The following is a 7,890-nucleotide window of genomic DNA, read 5'->3' as shown; positions in this document are numbered from 1 at the left end:
CACGTCCTCCAGCGCGATGCGAACGGGGAAGGCGTTGACGATGCTGAGATAGCGCAGCAGTTCCTCGACGGCTGTCGGAAGGAGCGACTCGTCGGCCCGCAGCCGCTCGAACTGCTCGGGCTGGCGCAGCAGGGCGAAGGTGCCGAGGCTGAGCATATTGGTGGTGGTCTCGTGGCCGGCGATCAGCAGCAGCCCCGCGATACCGCAGATCTCCTCGTCATTGAACTCGTCGACCGCGGTCAGCAGGGAGATCAGATCGTCCTGCGGCTCCTTGCGCTTGGCCTCGACCAGTGTGAGCAGGAAGTCGTCGAGCGCGGTCTTCCCGGCGATGAACTCCTCGTCGGTGCGGTCCTGGCGGAGCTGCTGCGCGGCGATGGCCTGGAAGAACTCCCGCTCCTCGTACGGCACACCGAGCATCTCGCAGATCACCAGCGAGGGGATGGGGAGGGCGAAGTGCTGCACCAGATCGGCCGGTTTGCCGGCCGCCTCCAACGCGTCCAACTGGTTGGTAACGATGTCTTCGACGCGTGCTTCCAGCTCGCGCATCCGCCGCACCGTGAAGTACCGCGTGAGCTGTCCCCGGTAGTGGCCGTGCTCCGGCGCGTCCATGCCCAGGAATGACCCCGCCCCGCTGCTGCGTTCCCGCCGGATCGACTCGGGGATCTTCCGCATCGTGTCGTCGCCGCGCCAGCGCTCGGCGCTGAACCGGGAATCCCGCAGCACCTCCCGCGCCTCGTGATATCCGGTCACCAGCCAGCCGGCGCTGCCGCCGGCGAACCTCAGCGGGCTGATCGGTGGCCCGGTGAGCAGTGCACGTGCCGGGTTGACGTAGTCGTCCCGGTCGTTCTGATACGAAGGGAGGTCGTGCAGGTCTCTGAGGTCGTCATGGGTGGTGGGCATCGGAGCGTTCACGATGGCTCTCCTTCGTGATTCCTCGACCTTTCCGGGGCGAACTTCCCGGAACCGTCGGCGGTGGCTTTCAGTAGGGAACGCTACCGATAGGGTTCCCTACTGAACAGAGGGACGGATCGGCTACCGTACGGATCTGGCCAGGTTTCCGAACAACTGGGGGAGAGGGGCACACCGATGCCGCCGCAGCGGTCAAAGACCGTGGAAGCGCTGATCGTCGGGGCGGAGCGGGCGTTCTCCGAACGCGGCTTCCACGGGGCCTCGATCGGATACATCTGCCAGTGCGCGGGCAGGACCACCGGGGCCTTCTACTCCAACTACGACAGCAAGCTGAAGCTCTTCCTCGACGTCTTCCAGCGGCACGGCGACCGCACCGCCGACTACCTCGGGGAGCGGATCGCCGAGATGGACACCGGCCGGGATCTGGCCCCCCAGCTCGCCCGGACCATCGCCGAGATCTTCAACGGGGAGCATCTGGACTCCCAGTGGGTCTTCATCCACCTGGAATTCCGGCTGATGGCGCTCCGGGACGGCGATGCCGCCTCCGCGCTGGTGGACCACGAGAGGCGGTTCAGCCGCCGTATCGGCACCATGCTGGACGGGTTGTTCGATCGCGCCGGGCACCGGCCCGCCCTGCGGGGCACCGAACTGGCGACGCTGCTCGGCGCGATGACGCGGGGCATCAAACTGGACCGGGGCATCTACGCGATGGGCGGTGTGGACGACCCGCTCTCGGCCGACCAGGTGGCGAGCGCACTGGAGGGCTTGTTCCGCTCGGTGGACTGAGGCCGTGGCCACGTCACGCGCGTCGTCGTCCGCTTGGCCACCGCGGCCGGTGCCCGCCCGCGGTGGCCTGAGTGCTGCCCCTGGGGCTCAGCCCGCCCGGCGGAAGCTGTCGACCGGACCGCCGAAGCCGCCCTCGGCGCCCTTCCAGTTGATCGCCAGGGCGTCGTCGCCCTTCATCCCCACGGTGCCCTCACCCCGTCCTCCGTCGCTGCCGCCCTTGCACGACAGGGTCAGGGAAGGCTTGTTCTCGCCGCCCTTCAGCGTGCCGGTGCAGTCGAGCTTCGGCCCCTTCGCCGTGACCTTGCCGTCCGCGATGGTGAGGGTCTCCAGGGCGTCGTCGGACTTCGCCGCCACGATGGACTTCCAGGACCCCGCCGAACGCTCGATGATCGTGCGCTTGGCCGCCGGGCTCTCACTCGGCGACTTCTGGGCGGCCTGGGTGGCTTCGCCGCTCGGCTTGGAATCCTTCTTCCCGTCGTCACTGTCCCCGCAGCCGCTGACGACAAGAGCGACGATGACCGAAGTGACCGCCGTATGTACTGCCTTGCGCACGTGCTCTTCCTTTCCCCGTTCAATTGGGCATGTCAACCTAACAGCCCCGCCATGGCCCCCACACAGGGCCCTGGCCTGCGTGGACACCTCCCCATCCGGGGGGTGGGGAGGAGTACTGCTGTGGAGGCACGGGCGCACACCGGGCGGCTGGACGAGTTGCTGCACGAGGTGCGGCGGCAGATGAGCCGGGGGACCGGGGCGGATCCGCGGCCGGTTCTCGACTGGCTGGGACGGCAGATCGACGCCGATGTCGCGCTGGTCGGGAGCGCGGGCGCGGTCGAGACCTCCACCGCCCGCTTCCCCCGCCAGATCCTGCCCTCGCTCGAACCGACGCTGTCCCGGCTGACCGGTGGCCAGATGGCCGCGGCGGCCACCGAGAGCGGCGCCTTTCAGGTGTGTCTGGAAGCGCTCGGTCCGCGCGCACCACGCCCCGTCCTGGTGGTGGCCGGCACCTCGGCGCCCACCCGCGAAGCGGCGTCGCTGGTCTCGCACGCCGGAAGCCTCATCGCGCTCCTGGACCGGGCGCAGGACGCGGACACCACCTTCCGCGGCTATCAGCACAAGGCGCGGCAACTGCGATTCGCCGTGTTCAGCGCCCTGCTGGCGGGAGACCTCACCCTGGCCCGCCGGATGACCACCGGCGCCGTGCCCGCGCTGCTGGACGCCGAACGGCTGCGTATCCATCTGCTGCACTGCCCCTCGGAGGACCGGGACCGGCTGGCGCAGACCTACCAGGACCGATCGGGCTATCACGGCACGGGCCTGATGGTGCACTGCCCGGCCTTCGAGGAACACCTCATCTGTCTCGTCGCCGACGGCCCCGAGGTGACCCGGGGCCAGGGCACCGAGCTGCGCCGCCTGGTGCGGGACAACCCGCACTACGCGCTGGGCATCAGCAGCCCGTATCCGCTCGGCGCGACGGCCGAGGCGTACGGGCAGGCCCTGCACGCCCTGGCCGCGGCGCGCCATACGCCCGAGCGGGTGGCCGCCTACCTCGGCCGGACCCCGCTGGTGCCGCTGCTGCCCCACGCGGAGGCGGGCACCTGGGCCCGCGCCTTGCTGCGGCCACTGGGATCCACCCCGAGAGTCACCCTGGACATCACCCGGCTCGCCGTCACCTTTCCCCGGTCCGCCGTGGCCCGGCTCCTGGACATCAGCCGCAACACCGTCTCCCACCACCTCGGCCGGGTGGAGCGGACCCTCGGCCTCGACCTGGGCGAGGTACGCACCCGGGCCGCCCTCGACCTGGCCTTCTGCCTGGCCGGAGGGCAGCCGGACGGCGGCTCCGGCACCGAGCGCGGGCGGCCGGAGCCGACCCTGGACGAACTGTTCCGCACCGGGCCCGCACACGCCTGGGCGCGGGAATTCCTCCGCCCGCTCCAGGACACCCGTGGCCGCGATCTGTACGCCACCTTGCGCGCCTGGATCGACGCGAACACCGACGCCCAGCGGACCGCCCGCCATCTCGGTCTCAGCCGGAACACCGTCAGGGCCCATCTGCGGGCCGCCGAACACCTGCTCAGCCGTGATCTGCTCACCACCGGCTCCGGAATCCACGACCTGGTGCACGCCCTGCACATCACCGGGCTCCAGCCGGTGGACTGACTGCGCACCGTGCACATATCACCGGCGCGCGCTGCGCACCGTGCACCGTTGCCCGCCCCGGTGATCCGCTTTACCGTCACTCCTGCCGCACGGCGCGGGAACGAAGCCCCGCCGTCCAGTGCGACGCCGGTCTGTATCACCACGAGGGGAGTGATGCAGACCGGCGCCGTACGGTGCCTCACAACTCCGAGGGCTTCTTTTCCGCGGTGGGCGCGGTCCCCGCTCGGGGACGTGCCGGTCCACGTCCCCGGGTGACGGCGAGCACCGCACCCGACAGCAGTACCAGGGCGCCCAGCGCCTGGAGACCGCCGAAGGACTCGCCAAGGAAGAGCATGGCGCACACGGTGTTGATCACCGGGACCATGAACATCATCAAGGACGCGGACGCGGGACCCACCGCGCCCACTCCCCGGTAGTAGAGGAGATTGGCGACGGCGGCCGGGCCGATGGCGAGGAACACCACGTTCAGCCAGAGACCGGTCGGCAGCTCACTCCAGTGCGTCTCGCCGAGATCGGGTGCGGCGAGTGCCCCCAGCAGCACCGCCCCCGCACACGTCGCATAGGTCGTGGCGCGCAGCGGATCGACACCGGCCAGCACCCGGGGCCCGATGAGCGTGTACGCGGCCCAGCACACCGCGCTGAGCAGATAGAGCAGATCGCCCGTCAGCCGGGTGGCGCCGCCGTGCGCGCTGCCGCCCGCGCCGAAGAAGAACACCACTGCCCCGGCGAGCCCGAGCGCGAGCCCCGAAAGCCGTGCGCCGGAGGGCCGGTCACGGCCGGTGACCAGCAGAAAGGCGCTGGTGAGCACCGGGCTCAGGACGGGGATGAGGATTCCCGCGTCGAGCGAGGGCGCCAGCGACAGCCCCCAGAAGAAGAAGCCGTTGTAGGCGAAGACCCCCAGCAGACCCGCGAGCGCGGCCCGCCCGCCACCGCGCGCGGAAGCCGGGGCGGCCGGTCTGCCGAAGAGCGCCACGGCCACCAGCAGGGCGATGGCCCCGCCGCCGAAGCGCAGCAGCGCCGCCACGGTGTGCGGCATCTGGGCGACCACCGACTTGGAACTGGAGAAGGCGCTGCCCCACAGCAGCATGGTGACCGTGAGCAGGAGATACGGGCTCTTCCAGCCCTTGTTCCCAGGCATGCCCCGACCCTGGCCCCCGGCCCGGCCGCCAGTCTTGAACGCTGGTGCGCCGACGTAGTACCACCCTGTCCGATCCGTGAGGAATAGCCCTTCCCGGGGCGTGGAACCGAGTAGGTGTCATCCGTGGCACCCAAGCCTCGGAGGGCAACCCGTGACACGGACCGTCCACGACGGTTTCCCGCTTCGGAAGGTGGTAGGTGGTCCCGTTGAACACCGCTGACCAGAAGACATCCGGCGAGCGCAAGGAGTTCCGCCGATCCGGGCCGCACTTCGCCGACCGGATCACCGCCGACGGCCGGGACGGCTGGCCGGTGGAGGCCGGGCGCTATCGGCTGGTGGCCAGCCGGGCCTGCCCGTGGGCGAGCCGGGCGCTGATCTCGCGGCGGCTGCTCGGCCTGGAGCCGGCCCTCTCGCTGGCCATCACCGATCCCATCCAGGACGAGCGGAGCTGGCGCTTCACCCTGGACCCGGGGGACCGGGACCCGGTGCTGGGCATCGCCTTCCTCAGCGAGGCGTACGACGCCCGCGAGACCGGATATCCGGGCGGGGTGAGCGTACCCGCGGTGGTGGACGTCCCCAGTGGAGTGCTGGTCACCAACGACTTCCACCGGATCACCCTGGACCTCGCCACCCAATGGACCGCCCTCCAGCGCGAGGGTGCCCCGGACCTGTACCCCGAGGCGCACCGCGACGAGATCGACGAGGTGGCGGAGGGGGTCTACCGCGATGTGAACAACGGTGTGTACCGGGCGGGCTTCGCCGAGCACCAGGACACCTACGACGACGCGTACCGGCGACTCTTCGCCCGCCTCGACGAGCTGTCCCAGCGGCTGGCCACGCGCCGCTATCTGGTCGGCGACACCATCACCGAGGCCGATATCCGGCTGTTCACCACGCTGGTCCGCTTCGACGCCGTCTACCACGGCCACTTCAAATGCAACCGCAACAAGCTCAGCGAGGACCCGGTGCTGTGGGCTTACGTCCGCGACCTCTTCCAGACACCGGGCTTCGGGGACACCGTCGACTTCGACCACATCAAGCGCCACTACTACCGGGTGCACACCAACATCAATCCCACCGGCATCGTTCCGCTCGGCCCCGACCTCTCCGGCTGGCTGACCCCGCATCACCGTGCGGAACTGGGCGGGCGCCCGTTCGGCGACGGCACCGCGCCCGGACCGGTGCCGGACGGCGAGGTGGTACCGGAGGCGGGCCGGGCGGTCTGAAGTCGCACATGTCGCATACCCGTACCGCCACGTCCTGGCATGCGGCCTTGTTCGCCCGGTCTTCAAGTGATCGGCACACCTGTTACACAGACGCCATGTGTGCCACCGGGCTCATGCGCCACCTCGGCCCCGGCCCTGGCGGTCCGACCCGAAATGACGCGCGTCACATCGCCCGAGGAATGCGATACCACGTGAGGTCGATGACCTTTCTGTGTGGGAACGGCGCCGGTGAGGTGCACGAATGTGTCCGCGGTGTGATCTGAAAGTGGCGGAATGCCCGGTTCCGGACCGTGGTTGATTCGCCGCGTGGCGGACCCCGTGGTTACATCCCTTCCGCGTTCAGGCATTTCACGGAGCCCGGTGTTCTCCGGGCCTCCCGTGACCATGCCGCGGGAGCTGATTCCCCTCGGTTCCCGTGCGCTGTTGCAAGCTCAATGAGACGTTCACCCAAGGGAGACGCAACAATGAACAACGCGCCCAAGGTCGCGACCCAGGAGATCTCCGACGCCGAGCTGGACAACGTGGCGGGCGGGATCGCCAGCCCCGTGGGCGACGTCCTCGGCACCGTCGACTCCGTCACCGGCCCGGTGACCGGCGCCCTCGGCACCGTGACCGCCACGGTTGACGGCGTCACCGGCCTGAACACCACCGGCATCGTCGGTGGGGTCGTCGGCAGCCTCTGAGGCTGATTTACCGCTCCCCTGTGCCCCGGGCCTGCCTGGTCCGGGGCACTCGGCGGTCCGCGGCCTCCTTTGATCACTCCCTTCGCGGCTGAGGAAAGACTCTCGTGCAGTTCCGCCAGCAGGCCCTCTCCAAGCTTCAGTCGGCAGAGGACATCGACCTGCCGGTGCGCTACGCCCGCCCCCAGGGATGGCTGGCACTGGCGGTCACGATGGCGGTCATGGCCGGTGCCGCCGTATGGGCCGTCACCGGCACCGTCTCCAGCACCCTTGATGCCACCGGGATCCTCACCCACGGCCAGGGCAGCTATGTGCTTCAGAGCCCGATCGCCGGCCAGGTGACCTCCGTCCTGGCCCGGGAGGGCAGCACCCTCCCGGCGGGCGCACCGCTGCTGAAGGTCCGCACCACCCGGGGCACCACGGTCGTGCGCACCATCGCGGGCGGCCGGCTCACCACCCTCACCGCCTCGATCGGCTCCGTGCTGAACACCGGCGCCAATGTCGCCTCCGTGGAGCGGGTCGGTCACTCCGGCGATCCTCTGGTCGCGACCCTGTACATCCCCGCGGACCGGGCGGCCTCGGTGCGGCCGGGCGCGTCGGTCGACCTCGATGTGCAGTCCGCGCCCACCCGGACCTACGGTGTGCTCCGCGGTGAAGTGCGGGCCGTCGGCCGGACCGCCCAGTCGAGCCAGCAGATCGGCTCCTACCTCGGCAGCGAGCAACTCGGCGAGGAGTTCTCCAAGCACGGCCCGCCGGTCGCCGTCCAGGTGCGCCTCAAGCGCAAGCGTGACACCCGCTCCGGCTACCGCTGGTCGTCCCCCGAGGGCCCGCCGTTCGCCCTCGGCTCCATGACCCTGACCAGCGGAACCGTCCATCTGGCCGACCAACATCCCAGCGATTGGCTGCTCCCGTGACCGCGACCAACCAGGGCGGACCGCCCCGGCCCGCACCCGCCGGAAGCAGCGGAGCGCGCCGCCCCCAGCCGGCCCGCGGA

Annotated in this window: 8 protein-coding genes; 5 read left to right on the top strand and 3 right to left on the bottom strand. The window is 70.2% G+C overall.

All coding sequences use genetic code 11. The features are described 5' to 3' along the window. Positions 1 to 912, bottom strand: a 912-nt coding sequence (locus KN815_RS31105; protein ID WP_216345201.1) for a cytochrome P450, incomplete at its 3' end; no start/stop codon positions are given. Positions 913 to 1,086: 174 nt separating this feature from the next. On the opposite strand from KN815_RS31105, the gene KN815_RS31100 reads away from it, so the two are divergent. Continuing rightward, positions 1,087 to 1,695 (top strand): TetR/AcrR family transcriptional regulator, encoded by a 609-nt coding sequence (locus tag KN815_RS31100; RefSeq protein ID WP_216345200.1) that lies wholly within the window; start codon positions 1,087 to 1,089, stop codon positions 1,693 to 1,695. Between the two features lie 87 nt (positions 1,696 to 1,782). Here KN815_RS31100 and KN815_RS31095 read toward each other — a convergent pair whose 3' ends face one another. Continuing rightward, a complete protein-coding gene (locus KN815_RS31095) occupies positions 1,783 to 2,247 on the bottom strand; it encodes a hypothetical protein (protein ID WP_216345199.1) in 465 nt (154 codons plus the stop codon). Positions 2,248 to 2,367: 120 nt separating this feature from the next. Here KN815_RS31095 and KN815_RS31090 point away from each other — a divergent pair, with 120 nt between their 5' ends. Next, positions 2,368 to 3,852 carry a helix-turn-helix domain-containing protein gene (locus KN815_RS31090; RefSeq protein ID WP_253209347.1) on the top strand — a complete coding sequence of 495 codons (1,485 nt, stop codon included), beginning with the start codon at positions 2,368 to 2,370 and terminating at the stop codon, positions 3,850 to 3,852. 178 nt (positions 3,853 to 4,030) lie between these two features. Here KN815_RS31090 and KN815_RS31085 read toward each other — a convergent pair whose 3' ends face one another. After that, positions 4,031 to 4,990: a DMT family transporter gene (locus tag KN815_RS31085; RefSeq protein ID WP_216345197.1), complete on the bottom strand. Its 960-nt coding sequence runs from the start codon at positions 4,988 to 4,990 to the stop codon at positions 4,031 to 4,033. A 206-nt stretch (positions 4,991 to 5,196) separates the two neighbouring features. On the opposite strand from KN815_RS31085, the gene KN815_RS31080 reads away from it, so the two are divergent. From KN815_RS31080 to KN815_RS31070, 3 genes are all read left to right on the top strand, one after another. Next, the gene (locus KN815_RS31080) at positions 5,197 to 6,216 is read left to right on the top strand and encodes a glutathione S-transferase family protein (RefSeq protein WP_216345196.1); all 1,020 of its coding nucleotides are present in this window, start codon (positions 5,197 to 5,199) and stop codon (positions 6,214 to 6,216) included. A gap of 464 nt (positions 6,217 to 6,680) precedes the next feature. Continuing rightward, positions 6,681 to 6,899 carry a type A2 lantipeptide gene (locus KN815_RS31075; RefSeq protein ID WP_216345195.1) on the top strand — a complete coding sequence of 73 codons (219 nt, stop codon included), beginning with the start codon at positions 6,681 to 6,683 and terminating at the stop codon, positions 6,897 to 6,899. Between the two features lie 104 nt (positions 6,900 to 7,003). Continuing rightward, the gene (locus tag KN815_RS31070; RefSeq protein WP_216345194.1) at positions 7,004 to 7,810 is read left to right on the top strand and encodes an HlyD family efflux transporter periplasmic adaptor subunit; all 807 of its coding nucleotides are present in this window, start codon (positions 7,004 to 7,006) and stop codon (positions 7,808 to 7,810) included. Positions 7,811 to 7,890: the final 80 nt, after the last annotated feature.

Origin of the sequence: Streptomyces niphimycinicus, from assembly GCF_018883605.1 — a bacterium.
Taxonomy (GTDB): domain Bacteria; phylum Actinomycetota; class Actinomycetes; order Streptomycetales; family Streptomycetaceae; genus Streptomyces; species Streptomyces niphimycinicus.
The sequence above is the reverse complement of the archived record's forward strand: the minus strand, read 5'-3'. Positions and strand labels throughout refer to the sequence as shown.